21 protein-coding genes are annotated in these 22096 nt (G+C 63.4%); 4 read left to right on the plus strand and 17 right to left on the minus strand.

Annotated features, from left to right (window positions below):
- Positions 1-2: 2 nt before the first annotated feature.
- The 3 genes from folP to AC1D02_RS13945 form a co-directional block, all read right to left on the minus strand.
- Positions 3-839: a dihydropteroate synthase gene (gene folP / locus AC1D02_RS13935; RefSeq protein ID WP_477317789.1), complete on the minus strand. Its 837-nt coding sequence runs from the start codon at positions 837-839 to the stop codon at positions 3-5.
- Positions 840-990: 151 nt separating this feature from the next.
- Positions 991-2877, minus strand: a complete 1887-nt coding sequence (gene ftsH, locus AC1D02_RS13940; RefSeq protein WP_477317791.1) for an ATP-dependent zinc metalloprotease FtsH — start codon at positions 2875-2877, stop codon at positions 991-993.
- 192 nt (positions 2878-3069) lie between these two features.
- Positions 3070-3756: an RlmE family RNA methyltransferase gene (locus tag AC1D02_RS13945; protein ID WP_477317793.1), complete on the minus strand. Its 687-nt coding sequence runs from the start codon at positions 3754-3756 to the stop codon at positions 3070-3072.
- A gap of 41 nt (positions 3757-3797) precedes the next feature.
- Between AC1D02_RS13945 and yhbY the strand changes: the two genes are divergently transcribed.
- Positions 3798-4268, plus strand: a complete 471-nt coding sequence (gene yhbY / locus AC1D02_RS13950) for a ribosome assembly RNA-binding protein YhbY (RefSeq protein ID WP_477317795.1) — start codon at positions 3798-3800, stop codon at positions 4266-4268.
- A 60-nt stretch (positions 4269-4328) separates the two neighbouring features.
- On the opposite strand, the gene AC1D02_RS13955 is transcribed toward yhbY, so the two are convergent.
- From AC1D02_RS13955 to carA, 4 genes are all read right to left on the minus strand, one after another.
- Positions 4329-4757 carry a DUF4149 domain-containing protein gene (locus AC1D02_RS13955; protein WP_477317797.1) on the minus strand — a complete coding sequence of 143 codons (429 nt, stop codon included), beginning with the start codon at positions 4755-4757 and terminating at the stop codon, positions 4329-4331.
- Positions 4757-5236 (minus strand): transcription elongation factor GreA, encoded by a 480-nt coding sequence (gene greA, locus AC1D02_RS13960; protein ID WP_477317799.1) that lies wholly within the window; start codon positions 5234-5236, stop codon positions 4757-4759. The genes AC1D02_RS13955 and greA overlap by 1 nt, the downstream gene beginning before the upstream one ends.
- Positions 5237-5341: 105 nt before the next feature.
- Positions 5342-8572 carry a carbamoyl-phosphate synthase large subunit gene (gene carB, locus AC1D02_RS13965; protein ID WP_477317801.1) on the minus strand — a complete coding sequence of 1077 codons (3231 nt, stop codon included), beginning with the start codon at positions 8570-8572 and terminating at the stop codon, positions 5342-5344.
- 1 nt (position 8573) lies between these two features.
- A complete protein-coding gene (gene carA / locus AC1D02_RS13970) occupies positions 8574-9737 on the minus strand; it encodes a glutamine-hydrolyzing carbamoyl-phosphate synthase small subunit (RefSeq protein WP_477317803.1) in 1164 nt (387 codons plus the stop codon).
- Between the two features lie 290 nt (positions 9738-10027).
- Between carA and AC1D02_RS13975 the strand changes: the two genes are divergently transcribed.
- Complete coding sequence (locus AC1D02_RS13975; RefSeq protein ID WP_477317805.1) at positions 10028-10450, plus strand: hypothetical protein; 423 nt, start codon at positions 10028-10030, stop codon at positions 10448-10450.
- Positions 10451-10588: 138 nt separating this feature from the next.
- Here AC1D02_RS13975 and AC1D02_RS13980 read toward each other — a convergent pair whose 3' ends face one another.
- The 9 genes from AC1D02_RS13980 to pstS form a co-directional block, all read right to left on the minus strand.
- Complete coding sequence (locus tag AC1D02_RS13980; protein WP_477317807.1) at positions 10589-10996, minus strand: heme-binding protein; 408 nt, start codon at positions 10994-10996, stop codon at positions 10589-10591.
- 27 nt (positions 10997-11023) lie between these two features.
- On the minus strand, positions 11024-11944 hold the full coding sequence (locus AC1D02_RS13985) for a patatin-like phospholipase family protein (RefSeq protein WP_477317809.1): 921 nt from the start codon (positions 11942-11944) through the stop codon (positions 11024-11026).
- A gap of 160 nt (positions 11945-12104) precedes the next feature.
- Positions 12105-13385: a phosphate regulon sensor histidine kinase PhoR gene (gene phoR / locus AC1D02_RS13990; RefSeq protein WP_477317811.1), complete on the minus strand. Its 1281-nt coding sequence runs from the start codon at positions 13383-13385 to the stop codon at positions 12105-12107.
- A 4-nt stretch (positions 13386-13389) separates the two neighbouring features.
- The gene (locus tag AC1D02_RS13995; protein WP_477317813.1) at positions 13390-14079 is read right to left on the minus strand and encodes a response regulator; all 690 of its coding nucleotides are present in this window, start codon (positions 14077-14079) and stop codon (positions 13390-13392) included.
- Entirely contained in the window at positions 14080-14778 is a 699-nt protein-coding gene (gene phoU, locus AC1D02_RS14000) for a phosphate signaling complex protein PhoU (RefSeq protein ID WP_477317815.1), read from the minus strand. It lies immediately after the preceding gene.
- 26 nt (positions 14779-14804) lie between these two features.
- Complete coding sequence (pstB, locus tag AC1D02_RS14005) at positions 14805-15566, minus strand: phosphate ABC transporter ATP-binding protein PstB (protein ID WP_477317817.1); 762 nt, start codon at positions 15564-15566, stop codon at positions 14805-14807.
- Between the two features lie 10 nt (positions 15567-15576).
- A complete protein-coding gene (gene pstA / locus AC1D02_RS14010) occupies positions 15577-16437 on the minus strand; it encodes a phosphate ABC transporter permease PstA (RefSeq protein ID WP_477317819.1) in 861 nt (286 codons plus the stop codon).
- Positions 16434-17423 carry a phosphate ABC transporter permease subunit PstC gene (gene pstC, locus AC1D02_RS14015; protein ID WP_477317901.1) on the minus strand — a complete coding sequence of 330 codons (990 nt, stop codon included), beginning with the start codon at positions 17421-17423 and terminating at the stop codon, positions 16434-16436. The genes pstA and pstC overlap by 4 nt, the downstream gene beginning before the upstream one ends.
- Before the next feature lie 120 nt (positions 17424-17543).
- Positions 17544-18587 carry a phosphate ABC transporter substrate-binding protein PstS gene (gene pstS / locus AC1D02_RS14020; RefSeq protein ID WP_477317821.1) on the minus strand — a complete coding sequence of 348 codons (1044 nt, stop codon included), beginning with the start codon at positions 18585-18587 and terminating at the stop codon, positions 17544-17546.
- Between the two features lie 229 nt (positions 18588-18816).
- Between pstS and ppk1 the strand changes: the two genes are divergently transcribed.
- Both ppk1 and sixA read left to right on the plus strand, forming a co-directional pair.
- Positions 18817-20907, plus strand: a complete 2091-nt coding sequence (ppk1, locus tag AC1D02_RS14025; RefSeq protein WP_477317823.1) for a polyphosphate kinase 1 — start codon at positions 18817-18819, stop codon at positions 20905-20907.
- Between the two features lie 21 nt (positions 20908-20928).
- Entirely contained in the window at positions 20929-21387 is a 459-nt protein-coding gene (sixA, locus tag AC1D02_RS14030; protein ID WP_477317825.1) for a phosphohistidine phosphatase SixA, read from the plus strand.
- Between the two features lie 395 nt (positions 21388-21782).
- On the opposite strand, the gene AC1D02_RS14035 is transcribed toward sixA, so the two are convergent.
- Positions 21783-22076, minus strand: a complete 294-nt coding sequence (locus AC1D02_RS14035) for a GIY-YIG nuclease family protein (protein ID WP_477317827.1) — start codon at positions 22074-22076, stop codon at positions 21783-21785.
- Between the last annotated feature and the right edge of the window lie 20 nt (positions 22077-22096).

Consider the following 22096-nt stretch of genomic DNA (forward strand, 5'->3'; position numbering starts at 1 on the left):
AATTAATTAATGTTTGCTGCTTGCCAGACTTTCAGCGCGTCCACGGTCTCCGCGACATCATGCACCCGCACAATTTTAGCGCCATGAGCGACCGCAGCCAATGCCCCAGCTAGGCTGCCGGCCAGGCGTTGTTCCACCGGTCGCCCGGTAATCGCGCCGATCATCGACTTGCGCGACAGGCCCGCCAGCACCGGCAAGCCCAGTTCCTGTTCGATCCGCCCGGTCGCCCGCAGCAGCGCGACATTGTGCTCGACCGTCTTGCCGAAGCCGAAGCCAGGGTCGACGCAGATGCGCTTGCGTGCTATGCCGGCGCCAGTCATGGCGTCGATGCGCTCGCGCAGGAAGGCGATCACTTCGTCGACCACGTCGGCGTATTGGGGCTGCTGCTGCATGGTCTGCGGCGTGTTTTGCATGTGCATCACGCACAGGCCGCAGTCGCTCCCGGCCACGGCCTCGATCGCGCCCGGCGCGCGAAAACCGTTGATGTCGTTGATCATGTCGGCGCCGGCGATGATGGCCTCGCGCATGACTTCGGGCTTGTAGGTGTCGATCGACAGCGGCTTGCCGAGACCGCGCAAGGCGTACAGCGCGGGCATCACGCGGCGCAGTTCTTCGTCCAGCGGCACGGCTGGCGAACCGGGCCGGCTCGATTCGCCGCCGATGTCGATCATGTCGGCGCCGTCGGCCACCATTTCCTCGGCGCGCGAGATGGCGAATTCGAGCGACTGGAAACGGCCGCCGTCCGAGAACGAGTCGGGCGTGACGTTGAGGATGCCCATCACGAGCACGTCACGCTCGAGGGTGTAGCCGAAACGGCCGCATTGGAGGAAGTGGCGCATCTTTATTTCAGGCGGAAAATGGAGTGCGATTTTGCCCGCTGCGCCGACAGAACCGGGGTCAGGTCCGGCGGACCTGACCCCATTTTTGCAGCGCGGACGGAAACGAAAAAAGGCAACCGAAGGGTTGCCTTTTCAGACACGCGACGATCGATCAAGCCGGCGCCGTCGCGTTCGGCGATACGCCGCCCGAACCGCTGTCGCCCGGCGGATTGCGCTTGGTCAGGATGCTGGTCGCCGACTGGCGCGGCTCATGCCCCGCCATGATGTCGTTGATCTGCTCGGCGTCGATGGTTTCCCAGTCGAGCAGCGCGCGCGTCATCGCTTCGACCTTGTCGCGGTTTTCTTCAAGCAGGCGGCGCGCCAGGGCGTACTGCGTGTCGAGGATGTTGCGGATCTCGGCGTCGACCTTTTGCTGGGTCGCCTCGGAAATGGTCTTGGTGGCGCCGCCGAAGAAGCCTTCGTTCTCGCTGTCTTCGTACACCATCACGCCCATGCTGTCGCTCATGCCGAACCGCGTGACCATCGCGCGCGCCAGTTTGGTGGCCCGCGAGAAGTCGTTCGAGGCACCGGTCGACATCTGCCCGACGAAGATTTCTTCGGCAATGCGGCCGCCGAACAGGATCGAGATTTCTTCCAGCATCTTGTCCTTGTAGCCGGACAGCGCGTCGTGCTCGGGCAGCTGCCAGGTCAGGCCCAGCGCGAAGCCGCGCGGCATGATCGTGACCTTGTGCACCGGATCGGCCTTCGGCAGCAGCTTGGCGATCACCGCGTGGCCCGACTCGTGATAGGCCGTGTTGCGGCGCTCTTCCTCGCGCATGACCATCGACTTGCGCTCCGGGCCCATGTAGATCTTGTCCTTGGCGTCCTCGAAGTCGATCATCTCGACCAGGCGCTTGCTGCGGCGCGCCGCGAACAGCGCTGCCTCGTTGACCAGGTTGGCCAGGTCGGCGCCCGAGAAGCCCGGGGTGCCGCGCGCCAGGATGTCGGCCTTGACGTCGGTGCCGATCGGCACTTTGCGCATGTGCACGTTGAGGATCTGCTCGCGGCCGCGGATGTCGGGCAGGCCGACCATCACCTGGCGGTCGAAACGGCCCGGACGCAGCAGCGCCTTGTCGAGCACGTCGGCGCGGTTGGTCGCGGCGACCACGATCACGCCGGAGCTCGCTTCGAAGCCGTCCATCTCGACTAGCAGCTGGTTCAGCGTCTGTTCGCGCTCGTCGTTGCCGCCGCCCATGCCGGCGCCGCGATGGCGGCCGACGGCGTCGATCTCGTCGATGAAGATGATGCACGGCGAATGCTTCTTGGCGTTTTCGAACATGTCGCGCACGCGCGACGCGCCCACGCCGACGAACATTTCGACGAAGTCGGAACCGGAGATCGAGAAGAACGGCACCTTGGCTTCGCCGGCGATGGCGCGCGCCAGCAGCGTCTTACCGGTGCCCGGAGGGCCGACCATCAGCACGCCGCGCGGAATGCGCCCGCCCAGTTTCTGGAATTTGGTGGGGTCTTTCAGGAAGTCGACGATCTCGTTGACTTCTTCCTTCGCTTCGTCGCAGCCGGCGACGTCGGCGAAGGTCACGGTGTTGTTGGTTTCGTCCATCATGCGCGCCTTCGACTTGCCGAAGGAGAACGCGCCGCCCTTGCCGCCGCCCTGCATCTGGCGCATGAAGAACACCCACACGCCGATCAACAGCAGCATCGGGAACCACGAAATGAAGACTTGCTGCAGGAACGATGGCTCTTCCGGCGGCTTGATGTCGAAGTGGACGCCGTTGCTGACCAGGTCGCTGACCAGGCCCTTGTCCAGGCCGGTGGCGGTGGCGCGCACCTTGCTGTCGTCGGTCAGCTGGGCGGTGATGTTGGTGCCTTCGATCACCACGTCCTTGACGCGATGGCCCTTCACGGCATCGAGCAGCTCGGAATAAGCAATGGGCTTGCTGCCGCCAGCAACGCTGCCATGGTCGAACTGCTTGAACAGCATGAACAGCAGCAGTGCGACGACCACCCAGATGGCGGATTTGGAAAACATATTATTCACGAAAACTCCTTCGATGCTGCGTGCATCTTGTGCCGAATTTAGAACGCCGATTTTACTCGCAATACGCAGGGGATGCCACGCAAGCCCCGCGCCTTGCCCAAAAAACCACTGAAATTACTGCTCGTCGGCATTTCGCCGTCCAAACTGCACCGGCATTGGGTCCCGTACCCGGCTGATGTGCGGCCGCCGGGCTTAAATATCAAGGGCAGATTCGTCCTCTTCCGCATCAATTCGCGCGCCCGGGTTTTTCAGGCCGCGCCCGAGCAGGAAAATCTCGGACGACTTGTCGCGGCTGGCCTTCGGCTTGACCTGCTTGACCACCTTGAACTCGCCGCGGAACTTTTCGACGATCTGGCTGAAACCCATATCCTTGAAGCACTTCACCAACAATGCGCCACTTGGTTTGAGGTGGAGTTGAGAAAACTCAATTGCCAAATCGATAAGATGCTCCATGCGCGCGGAGTCGGCGCTCGGGATGCCCGACAGGTTTGGCGCCATGTCCGACAGCACCACGTCGACCTTGCGGCCTTCGAGGATCACGTCGAGTTCGCGCAGCACGCGGTTTTCGCGGAAGTCGCCGAGGATGAAGTGGACGTCGGCGATCGGCTCCATCGGCAGCATGTCGAGGCCGATCATGGTGCCGTGGATGCCGCCGCCTTCCTTGCCCGACAGCTTGCGCCGCACGTACTGGCTCCAGCTGCCCGGGGTGCTGCCCAAGTCGACGATGACCTGGCCGGATTTGATCAGTTTTTCGCTTTCGTCGATTTCCTTGAGCTTGAAAGCGGCGCGTGCGCGATAACCCTCTTTTTGCGCCAGTTTGACGTAGGGGTCGTTAATATGGTCGTGTAACCAGTTCTTGTTTAATTTTTTCTTCTTCATTCGCGTAGAATACTGCTTTTAAGGGATTTAACTAAAATATTATGCAAAAACTTACACCCGCCGAGCGCAGCGAACTGCGCGCCGAAGCCCATGCGCTGAAGCCAGTCGTGATGATCGGCGAATCCGGCCTGACCGAATCGGTCATGAAGGAAATCTCGGCCAGCCTGGACTCGCACGGACTGATCAAAGTCCGCGTGGCTGGCGACGACCGCGACGCCCGCGTCGAAATGTACGAACACATCTGTGATCAACTCAAGGCCCAGCCGGTCCAGCATATCGGCAAGCTGCTTGTCGTCTACCGTCCGAAAGTCGAGACGGTCAAGGAACGCAGCAGCAAGGCCGGCAAGGGCATGCGCGAAGTCACCATCGTCAAGGCCAGCGCCAGCGGCACCAAGCGCCCGAGCGTCACCAAGGTCATGATCAAGGGGAATGAACGTGTCACCGAAGGCGGTACGATCAAGCGCGCCAAGCCGCGCCAGACCAGCCCGAAAAAAGGCGCGCTGGGTAGGTAATCAGGCGCCGCCGACAAGATCGGGGTCAGGTCCGTCGGACCTGACCCCTTTTTTTATGCGTTAGCGGAGCTTCACCAGCAGAACGCCTGCCAGCACGCTCTCGACCACGTACACCAGCTGCGACAAGCCGTGCAGCAGTCCGAAATTGGTGCCCGCGAGCCCCGTTGCACCGGCCTGCGCCTTCACCTGCGCCATCATCGGCTGGAAGCCAAAGTAAATCGCCGCCCCGCACAGCAGCATCGCGCCGATCAGGATCTTGATGGTTCGGTCGTTCTCAGTCGGCGCGAGCTTCAGGAACACCTGCAGCAGCCCGGCACAAGGAACCGTCAGCAGGAATTCGGTGCGCAGCAGCGACCCGACGATGGTCCCTGCCAGCACCCTGTCGTGCAAGGTCGCGAACAGCGTGGGCGCCACCACGTAGCCGATCACCCACAGACTGCCGGCCCAGAATGCGGCAACCAGCAGGCGCGCGCGCGGGACGAACAGCATCAGATGTATTTGACTTCGAGGATTTCGTATTCGCGCGGGCCGGACGGCGCCTGCACTTCCACCACGTCGCCGGCGTACTTGCCGATCAGCGCGCGGGCGATCGGCGAGGTCACCGATACCTTGGCCATTTTGAGGTCGGCTTCATCCATGCCGACGATTTGATAAGTGACCTTCTGACCATTCTCCAGGTCTTCCAGGTCGACCGTGGAGGCGAATACTACACGACCTTCGGCATCCAGTGTGGCCGGATCGATGATCTGGGCCGCGCCAAGCTTGCCTTCGAGTTCGGCGATGCGGCCTTCGACAAACGCCTGGCGCTCCTTGGCAGCGTCGTATTCGGCGTTTTCGGACAGGTCGCCATGCGAGCGCGCTTCGGCAATCGCATCGATCACAATGCGGCGTTCTTTGGTTTTCAGCTGGTGCAGTTCTTCCTTCAGGAGTTCTGCGCCGAATTTGGTCAGTGGAACCGATGTGTTCATAGTGTCTGCTTCTACTCTGATTAGTTGGTCGTACCAAGTGAAAACCACAGAGGCACGCGATTGCACGTCGCGCAAACTCTGTGGTCGAGAGGTACTGCTTGCTGCTTAGTTTAAGGTTTTATGCAGGCCTTGTAAATCGTAGACACGCAACTCGTCGAGATGGTGCATGCCTTCGACTGCCGCTTCGGCGCCGGCGATCGTGGTGTAGGTGACAACCCGCGCCGCCAGTGCCGACGTGCGGATCGCCCGCGAATCGACAATCGCGCTGCGCTTTTCTTCCACCGTATTGACGACCAGGCTGATCTCATGGTTCTTGATCATGTCGACCACGTGCGGACGGCCTTCGAGCACCTTGTTCACCGCCTGCACCGGGATCCCGGCCGCGGCGATTACCGCCGCCGTGCCCTTGGTCGCCACCAGCTGGAAGCCAAGCTGCACCAGGTCGCGCGCCACCGCCACCGTGCGCGGCTTGTCGGACGCTTTCACCGACAGGAACACCTTGCCCGACTCCGGCAGCTTGACGCCGGCGCCCAGCTGCGACTTGACGAACGCTTCGCCGAAGGTCATGCCGACGCCCATTACCTCGCCGGTCGACTTCATCTCCGGTCCGAGGATGGTGTCGACGCCCGGGAATTTCACGAACGGGAACACCGCTTCCTTGACGCAGAAGTAAGGCGGGATGATCTCTTTGGTGATGCCCTGCTGCGCGAGGGTCTGGCCGACCATGCAGCGCGCGGCGATCTTGGCCAGCTGCAGGCCGGTCGCCTTCGACACGAACGGCACCGTGCGCGATGCGCGCGGGTTCACTTCCAGCACGAACACGGTATCGACCATCTGGCCGTCGACTTCCTGCTTCTGGATCGCGAACTGCACGTTCATCAGGCCGACCACGTTCAGGCCCTTGGCCATCAGCGAGGTCTGGCGCTTGAGTTCATCGATGGTGTCCTGCGACAGCGAGTACGGCGGCAGCGAGCACGCCGAGTCGCCCGAGTGCACGCCGGCCTGCTCGATGTGCTCCATCACGCCGCCGATGAAGGTGGTCTCGCCGTCGGAGATGCAGTCGACGTCGCACTCGATGGCGTCGTTCAGGAAGCGGTCCAGCAGCACCGGCGAATCGTTCGACACCTTGACCGCTTCGCGCATGTAGCGCTCGAGGTCGCGCTGCTCGTGGACGATTTCCATCGCGCGTCCGCCCAGCACGTACGAAGGACGCACCACCAGCGGATAGCCGATTTCGGATGCCAGTTCGAGCGCCTCTGCTTCGGTACGCGCGGTGCGGTTCGGCGGCTGGCGCAGGCCCAGCGTCTGCAGCATCTGCTGGAAGCGCTCGCGGTCTTCGGCCGCGTCGATCATGTCCGGCGAGGTGCCGATGATCGGCACGCCGTTCTTCTCCAGGTCGAGCGCGAGCTTCAACGGGGTCTGGCCGCCGTACTGCACGATCACGCCGACCGGCTTTTCGATGGCGACGATTTCCAGCACGTCTTCCAGCGTCAGCGACTCGAAGTACAGGCGGTCCGAGGTATCGTAGTCGGTCGACACGGTCTCCGGATTGCAGTTGACCATGATGGTCTCGTAGCCGTCTTCGCGCATCGCCAGCGCGGCGTGCACGCAGCAGTAGTCGAATTCGATGCCCTGGCCGATGCGGTTAGGACCGCCGCCCAGCACCATGATCTTCTTCTTGTCGGTCGGATTGCTCTCGCACTCCTCGTCGTAGGTCGAATACATGTACGCGGTGTCGGTCGAGAATTCGGCCGCGCAGGTGTCGACGCGCTTGTACACCGGACGGATGCCCATCGAGTGGCGCAGTTCGCGCACCTGGGTGTCGGTCACGTGCAGCAGGAACGCCAGGCGGCGGTCCGAGAAGCCTTTTTGCTTCAGCTTGTACAGCATGGCCTTGTCGAGCGATTCGATCTTCTGGTTGTCGAGCCACAGTTCGATGTCGACGATTTCCTTGATCTGCACCAGGAACCACGGATCGATGCGGGTCAGCTGGTGCACTTCTTCCAGCGTGAAGCCCTGGGCGAAGGCGTCGCCGACGTACCAGATGCGGTCCGGGCCCGGCTCGCCGAGTTCTTCTTCGATCTTCTCGCGGTCGCGGGTCTTTTCGTTCAGGCCGTCCACGCCCACTTCGAGGCCGCGCAGGGCCTTCTGGAACGACTCCTGGAAGGTGCGGCCGATCGCCATCACCTCGCCCACCGATTTCATCTGGGTGGTCAGGTGCTGGTCGGCGGCGGGGAACTTCTCGAACGTGAAGCGCGGGATCTTGACGACCACGTAATCGATCGCCGGCTCGAACGATGCCGGGGTCGCGCCGCCCGTGATCTCGTTGCGCAGTTCGTCGAGCGTGAAGCCCACCGCCAGCTTGGCGGCGATCTTCGCGATCGGGAAGCCGGTCGCTTTCGACGCCAGCGCGGACGAACGCGACACGCGCGGATTCATCTCGATGACGATCATGCGGCCGTCTTCGGGATTGATCGCGAACTGCACGTTGGAGCCGCCGGTGTCGACGCCGATCTCGCGCAGCACCGCGAGAGACGCGTTGCGCATGATCTGGTATTCCTTGTCCGTCAGCGTCTGCGCAGGCGCCACGGTGATCGAGTCGCCAGTGTGCACGCCCATCGGGTCGAGGTTCTCGATCGAGCAGATGATGATGCAGTTGTCCGCCTTGTCGCGCACAACTTCCATCTCGTATTCCTTCCAGCCGATCAGCGATTCTTCGATCAGCAGTTCGGTGGTCGGCGACGCTTCCAGGCCGCGCTTGCAGATCGCTTCGAATTCTTCTTCGTTATAGGCGATGCCGCCGCCGGTGCCGCCCATCGTGAACGAGGGACGGATGATGGTCGGGAAACCCATCTCGCGCTGCACCGCCCACGATTCTTCCATGTTGTGAGCCACGCCGGAACGCGCCGAACCCAGGCCGATCTTGGTCATCGCTTCCTTGAACTTGGAGCGGTCCTCGGCCTTGTCGATGGCTTCCGGCGTCGCGCCGATCAGCTCGACGTTGTACTTGGCCAGCACGCCCTGGTTGTGCAGGTCGAGCGCGCAGTTCAGCGCGGTCTGGCCGCCCATGGTCGGCAGGATCGCGTCGGGACGCTCCTTGGCGATGATGCGCTCGACGACCTTCCAGGTGATCGGCTCGATGTAGGTCACGTCCGCCATTTCCGGGTCGGTCATGATGGTCGCCGGGTTGCTGTTGACGAGGATGACTTTGTAGCCCTCTTCGCGCAGCGCCTTGCACGCCTGGGCGCCGGAATAATCGAACTCGCACGCCTGGCCGATGATGATCGGGCCGGCGCCAATGATCAGGATGCTTTTGATGTCACTACGTTTTGGCATATTATTTCTTCTCCGCGGCTTGCATCAGGTCGATGAAGCGGTCAAACAGGTAAGCGACGTCGGTCGGTCCGGGCGATGCTTCAGGGTGGCCCTGGAAGCAGAAGGCTGGCTTGTCGGTGCGGGCGAAGCCCTGCAAGGATCCGTCGAACAACGACACGTGGGTCACGCGGCAGTTGGCCGGCAGGGTCGCGGCGTCGACCGCGAAGCCGTGATTCTGCGAGGTGATCATCACCTTCTTCGAATCGAGGTCCTGCACCGGGTGGTTTGCACCGTGGTGGCCGAACTTCATCTTCATCGTCTTGGCGCCGGAAGCCAGCGCCATGATCTGGTGGCCGAGGCAGATGCCGAAGGTCGGGATGCCCGCCTCGATCAGTTCGCGCGTCGCCTTGATCGCGTAGTCGCACGGCTCCGGGTCGCCCGGGCCGTTGGCCAGGAAGATGCCGTCCGGGTTCAGCGCCATGGCGTCGGCAGCGGTGGCCTGCGCCGGCAGCACGGTGATCTTGCAGCCGCGTTCGGCCAGCATGCGCAGGATGTTGCGCTTGACGCCGTAGTCGAAGGCGACCACATGGTACTTCGGCGTGGTCTGCGCGCCGTAGCCTTTGCCCAGCGCCCATTCGGACTCGGTCCACTCGTAGGCGCTCTTGGTCGACACCACCTTGGCCAGGTCCATGCCGGACAGGCCCGGGAAGGAACGCGCCAGTTCCAGCGCCTGCGCGACCGACGGCTCGTTGCCCTGCACGCCGGTGAGGATGGCGCCGCTCTGGGCGCCCTTCTCGCGCAGGATGCGGGTCAGCTTGCGGGTGTCGATGCCGGCGATGGCGACCACGCCCTCTTGCTTGAGGTAGTCGGCCAGCGTCATGGTGGAGCGGAAGTTCGACGGCAGCAGCGGCAGGTCGCGGATGATCAGGCCGGCGGCGTGGACCTTGGCGGCCTCGACGTCTTCTGCGTTGATGCCGTAGTTGCCCACGTGCGGGTACGTCAGCGTGACGATCTGACGCGAATAGCTTGGGTCGGTGAGGATTTCCTGATAGCCGGTCATGGCGGTGTTGAACACTACCTCGCCGGTGGTGTGACCGGCGGCGCCTATCGAAATGCCTTTAAAGATTGTTCCGTCGGCTAAGGCCAGGATGGCTGGAACAGAAGGGCCCGAAAAAAATGGCGGCAAGGGTAACTCCTGATAAAGTTACCGTAGCTGCGCCACGTCAGACTGACGACCATGATTGCCGGGCCAGATGCGCGCCGGGATGGAAGTCTTTTGAATGATGGGATGGTGGGTAGTCGCTACGGTATGTGTGTGAATGGCTAAACCTCCGAATTATAGCGCAAAGCGCCCTCCTCGGCAATCGCTGGCGGAACATTATCCGAGCGAAACGTCCGTTTTTTGTGGACACCGGCGCTGCGATTCTTTACATTGAACCGGACAAATCTAACAAAAAGCGACAAGGGGACGAGGCAATGCAGACGTTTGGACGAGATACCCCGATGGACCGGCCCAATCCGGGCGGGCGGGCGGCGCTGTTCGTGCCCAGCCAGGATGCGACGGAAGTGGTGACGTCGGTGGTCAACAACGGCTCGGGCATGGTGGGGTTCGGCAACCCCGACGGCACGGTGATGGTGTACTTCGAGAACAACCGGTTTCGCGATCCCGGCCTGCACCTGTGGCAGAGCAAGGTGTTCAAAGCTTACGGGCGCATGGTCGAGCGGGCGCCGACCACCAACAAGCTGTCCTGCGACGCCGGCAACCTGGTGCAAGTTGGCTTCGTCGAGGGTGGCGAGATCCTGGTGCGCAACATGGATCTGCTGGAAGCATGGCTGAAGAAAAGCGGCGCCGAGGATTCGATGCCGGAGTCGGCCGAGATTCACGCCGGCGGCCGCTAGAGCCGCCTGTCGTTCCCGCCACTGGCGGAAACGACTTCCTGCGAAGGCTGGAACCCATGCTGAACCAGATCAGCGCAGAAGTATGTCCTTGCAGGCCCGGCATAGGCTCCTGCCTGCGCAGGAGCGACGGTCTTTAAGTTACAGGCCGAGGGCGGCGATGCCCGCCTTGGCGATCTGCGCGTCTTCGGTCGACTTCACGCCCGACACACCTACGGCGCCCACCACATGGCCGTCCACCACGATCGGCACGCCGCCTTCGAGCATGCCGTCGATCTGCGGCGCCGACAGGAACGACACGCGCCCGCCATTGATCATGTCTTCATAAATCTTCGATTCGCGCTTGCCCAGCGCGGCGGTTTTGGCCTTGGCCGGCGCGATGTACGAGGAAATCGGCGCGGCGCCGTCCAGGCGCTGCAGCCACAGCAGGTGGCCGCCGTCGTCGACGATCGAAATCACCACGCCCCACTTGTTGGCGGTCGCTTCCGCTTCAGCGGCGGCAGCGATCTTCTTGACGTCTTCCAGGGTCAGCACAGGTTTGGTTTGCATCTTTATTGTCCTCTTATAGTTGGGTGATTACAGGTTCTGCTTGGCCTTGAGTTTGGCCTTGATCTGGGGCATGACGGCGGCCGCGGCCTGCTCGCCGGCGAGGATCGCCAGGTTGCGCGACTGGAAATCGCCGCCGCCCATGGATGGCAGGCTCGGCGCGATGACGACGTCGGCGTCCTTCAGCTCGTAGTGGTTCAGGCGCTGGCCCATGATGCTGAAGGTTTGCATCAGCACTTCGAGCGAGCTGAGCGTCGCTTGCGCGTCGGTCTGGGTCGAGATGTTGACCGCGATGATGAAGTCGGCGCCCATCTCGCGCGCGAAGCGCACCGGCACCGGCGCGACCAGGCCGCCGTCGACATAGGTGTGGCTGCCGATCTTGACCGGCTGGAACACGCTCGGCACCGACGACGAGGCGCGCACGGCCTGTCCGGTATTGCCGCGCTGGAACAGGATCGGCTGGCCGCTGTTGAGGTCGGTGGCGACGGCGCCGAACGGAATCTTCAGCTTTTCCATCGGCACGTTGCGCACGGCCTTGTTGACGTAATTCTGCAGCGCCTCGCCTTTCAGCACGCCGGAGACCTTGCCGAACAGCGGCAGCGCCCAGTCGGAGATGGTCGCTTCGTCCATGTCCATGGCCACGCGCTGCAGGGCAAAGCCGTTGTTGCCGGCCGCGTACAGGGCGCCGACCACGCTGCCGGCGCTGGTGCCGACGATCACGTCGGGATAGATGCCCTGGGCTTCGAGCGCTTTGATGACGCCGATGTGGGCGAAGCCGCGCGCGGCGCCGCCGCCGAGGGCCAGGCCGATTTTGATTTTGCGAGGCGCCGGTGTGGCGACGACCGGGGGCGGAACGGCGAGCGGCGCCTGGGGGACGACGGGGGCGCTGCCGCGGCAGCCCGCCAGCAGCAAGGCGCCGAGCGCGATGAGGGAAAGACGACGTGAAGGCATGGGCAGGTATTCAGATTGGATGAGCCGCGATTGTAACGTGTTTGGGGTCAGGTCCGGTGGACCTGACCCCGCAGTTGGACGCAGCAGGTCGAACAAATCCGAGGCCGATCAACTGGCAATAACAAAACCGGGTTCAGGTCCAGCGGCGCTGAACCCAGGTTCAGCGCTTTGGGAACGTCACGGTAAAACAGCTGCCCTCGCCCGGCTTCGACGTGATCGACAAGGTCGCATGGTGCCGCAGCAGCACGTGCTTGACGATCGCCAGCCCCAGCCCGGTCCCCTGCGTCTCGCGCGAGCGGCTCTTGTCGACCCGGTAGAAGCGCTCGGTCAGCCGCGCGATGTGCTGCTGGTCGATGCCGATGCCGGTGTCGCTGACCGTAAACTGCGGCCCCTCGGCGCCCTCTTTCCACGCCAGCTTTACCTTGCCGCCCTCCGGCGTATAGCGCACCGCGTTCGACGCCAGATTGCCGAACGCGCTGCGCAGCTCCTCGGCGCTGCCGACGATGTCCGGCCCCTCGATGGTCGCGGTCACCTCGTGGCGGCCACCTGACAGCGCGCGCGCTTCCTCCAGCACTTCTTTCACGACCATTCCCACGTCGACCGGCTCCGGCCGCAGCGGATAGTCGACCGACTCCAGCCGCGACAAGGTCAGCATGTCTTCGATCAGCCTCTGCATGCGCCGCCCCTGCTCGGTCATCAGCTTGAGGTGCGCCTGGCGGCTGGCCGGATCGAGGTCCGGCGTGCTCGATGCGATTTCGAGGAAGCCGACGATCACGGTCAGCGGCGTGCGCAGTTCGTGCGAGGCGTTGGCGATGAAGTCGCGCCGCATCTCCTCGATGCGCGCGCTCTCGGTGGCGTCGTGCGTCACCAAAATCTGGCGCCGGTTCTCGAACGGGATGATCTGGCACACCAGCTTGCGGTCGCGCAGCGACAAGGTCAGCGGCTGCTCGTAGCGCCCCAGCACGATGTAGTCGATGAAGTCTGGATGGCGCACCAGGTTGGTCACGCGCATGCCCTTGTCGCGTTCGAGCGTCAGCCCGAGGTGGCGCTCGGCGGCCGGATTGCACCATTCGAGGAACAGCACGTCGTCCATGATCGCCACGCCGTCCGGCAGCAGGTGCATGGCCTGGCGGAAGCGCGCCAGCCACTCGGTCAGCTCGGCCTGGCTGCGCTCGTCGTCGCGGCGCAACCGGTACAGGCGCGAGAATACGTCGGTCCAGGCGCCCCACCCGTCCGGCAGCTTGGCGCTGGTGGAATCGTCCAGCCACGCGCTCAGCTGGCTCAGGTAGGACAACTGAATATACAGTTGCGCGATCAACAGCAGGACCGCGACCGACAGGCCGGCCACCGGCCCGGATATCCACCAGCACACCGCGGAAATGGCCAGCAGGATCGCCAGGCGCAGCGCGGCAGGCACCCAGAAAAGCAGTTTGGGATTCATCGGCTCACTTTTCCGACAGCATGTAGCCGACGCTGCGCACGGTCTTGACCAAGCCGTCGGCCGACTTCAGCGCCTTGCGCAGGCGCAGCACGTGGACGTCGACGGTGCGCTCCTCGATCTCGGCGTGGTTGCCCCACACCTTGTCGAGCAGCTGGCCGCGCGAGAACACCCGCTCGGGATGGGCCATCATGAATTTCAACAGCTTGTATTCGGCCTGGCCGATGTCGATGCGTTCGCCTCCGATCGCCACGCTGTTGCTGGCCGGGTCGAGCGTCACCGGGCCCACCGTCAGCGGCGCCTCGGTCAATTCCGGCGCATTCCGGCGCAGCAGCGCGCGCGACCGCGCCAGCAGCTCACGCGGCGAGAACGGCTTGGTGATGTAGTCGTCGGCGCCGTGATTCAGGCCGGCCAGCTTGTCCTCTTCCATGCTCTTCGCGGTCAGCATGATCACCGGGATCTTCTGGAACTGGCGGTCGGCGCGAATGCGCGCCAGCAGGCGCAGCCCGGTCTGGTCCGGCAGCATCCAGTCGAGCAGGATCAGGTTGGGCGCGCGCTGGGTCAGGAACTGCCAGGCCTCGGCCACCGTCTGCACCGAGCACACCTGCCAGCCCGCTTCACGCAGCGAGAACGTCACCAGTTCGATGATGGCCGGCTCGTCTTCGACGACCAGGACGGTCGTTGGATTACTCGCCATTTACGGCTCGCCGGCTTGCGCCGCGGGCTTGGTGTGGCGGATATCCTTGCCTTCGACCACGTAGATCACGTACTCCGCGATGTTCTTGGCATGGTCGCCGATCCGTTCGATCGCCTTGGCGACCCACAGCGTGTCGAGCGACGACGAAATCGTGCGCGGATCTTCCATCATGAAGGTGATCAGGTTGCGCATGATGGTGCGGAACTCGTGGTCGATCACCGCATCCTGCGCGATCAAGGCCATCGCCTGCTTGCCGTCGAGGCGGGCGAACGCGTCGAGCGCGTTGTGCAGCATTTCCGAGGTCTGGGTAGCGATCGAGCGCACCGTCTCGTAATGGTTCACGCCCACCGATGCGCGGCCGTGCAGGTTCTTCGACATGCGCGCGATCTTCGCGGCCTCGTCGCCGATGCGCTCCAGGTCGGTGATCACCTTGATGGTCGCCATCACGGTGCGCAGGTCGTTGGCGGCCGGCTGGCGCCGCACGATCAGGTGGCTGCAGGCGTCATCGAGCGACACTTCGAGTTGGTTGACGGCGTCGTCGTTGGCGATCACGCGGTCCGACTGCTCCATGTCGCCGACGCGGAAGCAGTTCATCGCGTCGGTGAACTGGGTCTCCACGATGCCGCCCATCAGCAGGACCTTGGAACGGATCGCTTCCAGTTCGTGGTCGTATTGTTTGGATGAATGCTCGCCTATCATGCTTCTCTCCGTCTTCTTCGTTTTGGTCAGCCGAAACGGCCGGTAATATAGTCCTGCGTCTCTTTGCGCGCGGGATTCATGAACAGCTGGTCGGTCTCGCCGAATTCCACCAGTTCTCCCAGGTACATGTAAGCAGTGTAATCCGAACAACGTGCCGCCTGTTGCATGTTGTGGGTCACGATGGCGATCGTGTAGTCCTGTTTCAGTTCGCTGATCAGCTCTTCGACCTTGGCCGTCGAGATCGGATCGAGCGCCGAGGTCGGCTCGTCGAGCAGCAGCACGTCCGGCTTGACCGCCACGCCGCGCGCGATGCACAGGCGCTGCTGCTGGCCGCCCGACAGCGACAGCCCACTCTTGCCCAGCTTGTCCTTGACCTCGCCCCACAGCGCCGCCTTGTTCAGGGCCCACTCGACGCGCTCGTCCATCTCGCCCTTCGACAGGTCTTCGTAGAGGCGCACGCCGAACGCGATGTTGTCGTAGATCGACATCGGGAACGGGGTCGGCTTCTGGAACACCATGCCCACCTTGGCGCGCAGCATGTTGACGTCCTGGCCGGCGTCGAGGATGTTCTGGCCGCGGTACATGATCGAGCCTTCGGCGCGCTGGCCCGGATACAGGTCGTACATGCGGTTCAGGGTGCGCAGCAGGGTCGACTTGCCGCAGCCGGACGGGCCGATGAAGGCCGTCACCTGCTTCTCGTGGATGTCGAGGTTGACGTTGGTCAGGCTCTGGGTCTTCCCGTAAAAGAAGTTCAGGCCGGAGATCTCGATGGTCTTGTTGCGGGTCATTTCAAGGCTTTCAATTCGGGGTTTTCTGGCTGAACACGGTGCGCGACAGGATATTGAGCAGCAGCACGCTGAAGGTGACGATCAGCGCGCCGCCCCAGGCCAGGTTGCGCCAGTTGTCGTACGGGCTCATGGCGAAGCTGTAGATCACCACCGGCAGGTTGGCCAGCGGCGCGTTCATGTCGGCGCTGAAGAACTGGTTGTTGAGCGCGGTGAACAGCAGCGGCGCGGTCTCGCCGGAGATGCGGGCCAGCGCCAGCAGCACGCCGGTGATCACGCCGGCTTTCACGGCGCGCAGGCGCACCATGGTCGCGACCTTCCAGCGCGGCGCGCCGAGGGCGAACGCCGCTTCGAGCAGGCTGTTGGGCACCAGGCGCAGCATGTTGTCGGTGGTGCGCACCACCACCGGCACGGCGATCAGCGACAGTGCGATGGTGCCGGCGTAACCGGAGAAATGCTTCACGTGGGCCACGTACAGCGCGTAGACGAACAGGCCGATGACGATCGACGGCGCCGACAGCATGATGTCGGTGACGAAGCGCGTCACCTGGGCGAACTTGTTGCGCTCGCCGTACTCGGCCAGGTAGACGCCGGCCAGGATGCCGATCGGGGTGCTGATCGCTGTCGACAGGCCGACCATCATCAGACTGCCGAAGATGGCGTTGCGCAGGCCGCCGCCGTCGCCGCCCGGCGCCGGCGTGTCCTGGGTGAAGATCGAAGCGGCCAGGCCGCCGAAGCCTTTGAGCAGCAGGGTGCCGAGGATCCAGGCCAGCGCGGCCAGGCCGATCGACATGGCGATCACCGACAGCGCGATGCCGGCGCGGTGGCGCCACAGGCGCTTGCGATAAACGGGGTTGCGTGGGTCGGCGCTCACTTGACGCCCTCCTTGCGGGACATTCCGAGCAGCATCAGCTTGGCTGCGGACAAAACGATGAAGGTAATCGCGAACAGGATCAGCGCCAGCGCGAACAATGAAGATACGTGCAGCGGGTTGGCCGCTTCGGCGAATTCGTTGGCCAGCGTCGAGGAAATCGAGTTACCGGCCGCGAACAGCGACCATGACAGGGTGTTGGCGTTGCCGATGACGAAGGTCACGGCCATGGTCTCGCCCAGCGCGCGGCCCAGGCCCAGCATGACGCCGCCGACCACGCCGGTCTTGGTGTAAGGCAGCACGATCTTGCGCACGACTTCCCACTTGGTGCAGCCGAGCCCGTACGCGGATTCCTTCAGCACCGCCGGCACGATCTCGAACACGTCGCGCATCACCGAGGAAATGAAGGGAATGATCATCACCGCCAGGATCAGGCCGGCGGTCAGGATGCCGATGCCCATGGTCGGGCCGGCGAACAGCTTGCCGATGATCGGCAGGGTGCCCAGGGTCTGCTTGAGGAAAGGCTGGACGTGGTCGCCGAACATCGGCGCGAACACGAACAGGCCCCACATGCCGTAGATGATCGACGGCACGCCGGCCAGCAGTTCGACCGCGGTGCCCATCGGGCGGCGCAGCCAGACCGGGCAGATCTCGGTGAGGAACAGCGCGATGCCGAAGCTGATCGGAAACGCGATCAGCAAGGCGATGAAGGAAGTGACCAGAGTGCCGGTGATGGCGATCAGCGCGCCGTACTGGTCGTTGACCGGATCCCACTCGACGGTGGTGATGAAGCCGGCGCCGAATTCGCGGAAGGCGGGAATCGCGCCGTAGATCAGCGAAACGATGATCCCGACCAGCACCAGCAGCACCGAGGCGGCGAACAGCATCGTCACCTTGTGGAACAGGAAGTCCTGGAAGCGCTGCTTGCGCATGGTCGAATGCATCGCTGCGTGACGCTCGGCCGCGTCCGGCTCCTGCACGGCGGCCATGGCCGCTGGTGGGTTTGCACTCATTCTTGAATCTTTATATAGTTATTGCGCCGCACGGGCGGGGTCAGTCCGACGGACCGACGGGGACGCCTAGTCCCCATATTCCTCACGCCGGATGCGTTACCAGATCGCCTTGCCCGACGCGTCCTTCATATTGGCCTTCCAGCCATCCTGCACCATCTTGACGACGCTGGCCGGCATCGGCACATAATCCAGCTCGGCCGCGGCAGGGCCGCCATTCTTGTAAGCCCAGTCGAAAAACTTCAGCACTTCCTTGCCCTTGACGCCGTCGGCCTGCGCCTTGTACATCAGGATGTAGGAGGCGCCCGTGATCGGCCATGCGGCCTTGCCGGCCTGGTCGGTCAGCACCACGCCGAAGCCCGGGGTCTTGGCCCAGTCGGCGTTGGCGGCGGCGGCCTTGAAGTTGTCGTCGTCCGGCTGGACGAACACGCCGTCCTTGTTCTTCAGCTGGGTGTGCAGCATCTTGTTCTTCTTGGCGTAGGCCCACTCGACGTAGCCGATCGCGCCCTTGATGCGCTGCACGTTGGCGGCGACGCCTTCGTTGCCCTTGCCGCCCACGCCGACCGCCCACTTGACCGCGGTGCCGGCGCCGATCTTGCCCTTGAAGTCGGCGCTGGTCTTCGACAGGAAGTCGGTGAACAGGAATGAGGTGCCGGACGCGTCGGCGCGGTGCACCACGGTGATTTCTTCATCCGGGAACTTGACGCCCGGGTTCAGCGCGGCGATTTCCGGCGCATTCCACTTGACGATCTTGCCGAGGTAGATGTCGGCGATGACCGGCCCGGTCAGCTTCAGCTGGCCTGGCGTCACGCCCGGCAGGTTGACCACCGTGACCACGCCGCCCATGATGGCCGGGAACTGCACCAGGCCGGCCGCGTCCAGCTCCGCTGCCGGCAGCGGCATGTCGGAGGCGCCGAAGTCGACGGTTTTGGCCTTGATCTGCTTGATGCCGGCGCCCGAGCCCACGGATTGGTAGTTCAGGCCGTTACCGGTGGTCTTCTTGTACATCTCCGCCCATTTGGCGTAGATCGGGTACGGGAAGGTGGCGCCGGCGCCGGTCATGTCGGCGGCGAATGCGGCGGACGTCGTCAGGACGGCGGAGGCGCCGATGATCATCGAGGCGAGCAACTTGTTCAAGCGCATATCGGATCCTTTAAGAGAGTGCGGCGGGTGAATGCTGCGCAGTCTAGCCGCCAAATATGACACGTTTATGACACGCACGAAATTGTTGAAATAAATACGAATTTGGCTGCATGATACTCTGGCAGAGCCGAATTGAACGGCGCACGATTGAGCTCATCCGGTCACGCACTTGTCATATTTTCCTATTAGAATAAAGTCGTAATAAATAGTAATTTTTTACAGACTGCCAATGACAACCCGACCCGCGCTGCACGCCGAATCGCCCAAGGCCGCCATCTTCCTCGACAGGGAACTGTCGCAGCTGATGTTCAACCGGCGCGTGCTCGCCCAGGCCGACGACAAGCGCATTCCGCTGCTCGAACGGCTGCGCTATCTTTGCATCGTCAGTAACAACCTCGACGAGTTCTTCGAAGTGCGCGTGGCCAGCCTGCTGGCGCAGGGCGCGCTGCACGCCGACCCGACCCTGGCCGCCACGCTCGAGCGCATCTGCAAGGAGTGCCACGCGCTGGTCAAGCAGCAGTACGAGATCCTCAACACCGAGGTGCTGCCGCAGCTGCGCGCGCATGGCGTGCACCTGGTGCGCCACACCGACCGCAACGAAGCGCAGCGCGCCTGGGTCAAGGAGTATTTCGAGCGCGAGGTACGCCCGTTGCTGACGCCGATCGGGCTCGACCCGGCCCACCCCTTTCCGCAGGTCAGCAACAAGACGCTGAACTTCATCGTCTCGCTGTCGGGCAAGGACGCGTTCGGGCGCGGCACCGCGATCGCCATCGTCAAGGCGCCGCGCGTGCTGCCGCGCGTGATCGAGCTGCCGGCCAAGCTGTCGAAGGGCGGCGGCCAGCTGTTTTGCCTGCTCTCGTCGGTGATCCACTCGCACGTCGAGGACATGTTCACCGGCCGCGACGTGATCGCGTATTCGCAGTTTCGCATCACCCGCGACAGCGACCTGTGGGTCGACGAGGGCGAAGTGAAGAACCTGCGCCAGGCGCTCAAGGGCGAGCTGCAGGGCCGCCAGTTCGGCACCGCGGTGCGGCTGGAGGTGGCCAAGAACTGCCCGCCCGAGCTGTCCCAGTTCCTGCTCGACCAGTTCAACCTCGAGCCGAGCCGGCTGTATGCGGTCGACGGCCCGGTCAACCTGGTGCGGCTGGCCGAGATGATCGAACTGGTGCAGCAGCCGACCCTGCGCTTCCCGCCCTTCATCGCGGGCATGGCGCAAAAGAGCAGCAACCTCGACATCTTCGAGCAGATGCGCAAGCATGACATCCTGCTGCACCACCCGTTCCAGTCGTTCCAGACCGTGATCGACTTCATCTGCGTGGCCGCGACCGACCCGCAGGTGGTGGCGATCAAGCAGACCATTTACCGCACCGGCATGGATTCGGACCTGATGGAGGCGCTGATCAAGGCGGCGCGCCTCGGCAAGGAAGTCATTGTGGTAGTCGAGCTGAAGGCGCGCTTCGACGAAGAGGCCAACATCAACTGGGCCGACAAGCTGGAAGAAGCCGGCGCCCAGGTGGTGTACGGCGTGGTCGGGCTGAAGACGCACGCCAAAGTGGCGCTGGTGATCCGGCGCGAGGCCGAGGGCCTGCAGTACTACTCGCACCTGGGCACCGGCAACTACCACCTGACCACGACGCGGCTGTACACCGACTTCGGCCTGCTGACCGCGCACCAGCAGATCGGCGAAGAGGTCAACGAGGTGTTCATCCACCTGACCAGCCTGACCAAGCCGCACAAGCTGACGCACCTGTGGCTGGCGCCGTTTGCGCTGCAGGACCAGATCGTCAAGGCGATCCGCAACGAGGCGCGCATCGCCCGCGCGGGGCGGCCGGGCCGCATCATCGCCAAGGTCAACGCGCTGGTCGACGAGTCGGTGATCCGCGCGCTGTACGCGGCCTCGCACGACGGCGTCAAAATCGACCTGGTGGTGCGCGGCGCCTGCACCCTGCGGCCGGGCGTGCCGGGACTGTCGGAGAACATCAAGGTGCGCTCGATCATCGGGCGCTTCCTCGAGCACAGCCGGATCTACTATTTCAGGAACGACCTGGCGCATGATGTGTACCTGGCCAGCGCCGACTGGATGAGCCGCAACCTGTTCCGGCGCATCGAGGTGGCGTTCCCGGTGCTCGACAAGGCGCTCAAGCGGCGCGTGATCGCCGAAGGATTGAACCCCTACCTCAAGGACAACTCGAACGCGTGGGAGCTGGAGCCGGACGGGCGCTACCAGCGTCGCCGCGCGCGCGGCAAGCAGACGGAATTTTCGGCGCAGCGGTATCTGATGGAATTGCTTGGCTCGGCGGAGAACGGCGACGGCGGCTAGGCGCAACCAAGGGAGGACGACATGGACCTGATCTTGTGGCGGCACGCGGAAGCGGAAGAAGGCGTGCCCGATTTGCAAAGACCGTTGACGGCGAAGGGCCAGAAGCAGGCGCGCCGCATGGCCGAGTGGCTCGACTCGCAGCTGCCGGACGGCTGCAAAATCCTGGTCAGCCCTGCCCTGCGCACATTGCAGACGGCCGATCCGCTGGGGCGCAAGTACAAGGTGGTGCCGGAGATCGGGCCGGGCGCCTCGGCGCAGGACGTGCTGCGCGCGGCCAACTGGCCCAAGGGCAAGGAGGCGGTGATGGTGGTGGGCCACCAGCCGACCCTGGGGCAGGTGGCGGCGCTGCTGGTGGGCGGGCGCGAGGGCGATTGGGAGATGAAAAAAGCCAACGCCTGGTGGATCGTCCAGAAAGAGGCGGACGACCCGGACAGCCTGTACCTGAAAGCAGTCATGGCGCCCGAGCTAATTGTTAAATAGTTGTCTCGACATCCCTTGAAAGTGTGAAGCCGCCTGCTAGATTTGAGGTGTAATCACAGGGAGGCGCCGGATTCGGCGACAGCGACTATGTTAAATATCCTGGTAATGGCCATCCTTGGCGGCATGGCGGGGCTGGTGCTGTATGAAATCGTGACAGAGATCCGCGGAGGATCGAACCGGTTGCATGACCGGTATCATGAGTAGCATGCTACTCATTCGAAAAAGCGGCGCCGGGTGCGCCGTTTTTGTTGCCTGTCGTTCCAGCGCAGGCTGGAACCCATACTGAGTCTGCCAAATGCGGGGCTGCTTGACTTCAGCATAGGTTCCAGCCTTTGCTGGAACGACAGGCTTGAGGTTGTCGTTCCTGCGTAGGCAGAAACCCATGCTGAGCGTGATCAGCCGACGATCTCATCATATAGGTCACGCCACTGCGGATTGAACGCATGGATCATGTTGATCTTCCACGTTCGATGCCACGCCTTGATCTGTTTCTCGCGCGTGATCGCCTGATAAATCTCTGCATGCACTTCGTACCAGACCAGCTTCTTCACCCCGTAATGTTTGGTAAACCCCTCGACAAACTCCTGCCGATGCTGCCAAACCCTGCGCACGAGATCCGACGTCACGCCCGTATAGAGCGTGCCGTACCTCGATCTAGCAAGAATGTAGACATATCCGGTCCTGGCCATCAGGCGATGATGGCGTACCG

It is taken from the genome of Massilia sp. P1_C10 (genome assembly GCF_056406475.1).